The 575-nt window shown below is 57.7% G+C and carries 1 protein-coding gene; it reads right to left on the reverse strand.

The window, feature by feature from the left end:
• Positions 1–50 precede the first annotated feature (50 nt).
• A partial coding sequence (locus tag IB248_RS30940) for an ATP-binding protein (RefSeq protein WP_192242245.1) occupies positions 51–575 on the reverse strand: 525 nt, incomplete at its 5' end.

Genomic DNA, 575 nt, shown 5'->3' on the forward strand with positions numbered 1-575 from the left:
TATAGCGCGGCGATCAGGATGAGACGCGCGCGACAATCTGGATGAGACTCTTATGTCGCGGTCGGGGTGAAGGTATCACGCTGATTGTCGCTGACAAGAGTCTGATCGTTTTCTAATTGCCGCTCCGCGACAAACTGGCCGTTGCCTTTGATTGTCGCGAACGAAGCAGGCCTTCCACGCTGTCGTTTGACCTCCAGGGCTGATCTGCGCCTGTAGCTTTCGACATTCATCTCGAAGATGGTTGCGTGGTGAACGAGCCGATCGACTGCCGCAAGCGTCATGGCGGGATCGGGGAAGACCCTGTTCCACTCCCCGAACGGCTGGTTTGCGGTGATCATGATGGAGCGCCGCTCATATCTTGCAGAGATGAGTTCGAAGAGTACGCTCGTTTCAGCCTGATCCTTGGTGACGTATGCCAGGTCGTCGAGGATGAGGAGATCGAACTTGTCGAGCTTGGTGATAGCGGCTTCGAGCTGAAGCTCCCGCCGTGCGACCTGCAGCTTCTGCACGAGGTCGGTGGTGCGGGTGTACAATACCCGCCAGCCGTTCTCGATCAGGGCAAGGCCGATGGCTGC

It is taken from the genome of Rhizobium sp. RHZ01, from assembly GCF_014851595.1.
In the GTDB taxonomy this organism is placed as follows: domain Bacteria; phylum Pseudomonadota; class Alphaproteobacteria; order Rhizobiales; family Rhizobiaceae; genus Rhizobium; species Rhizobium altiplani.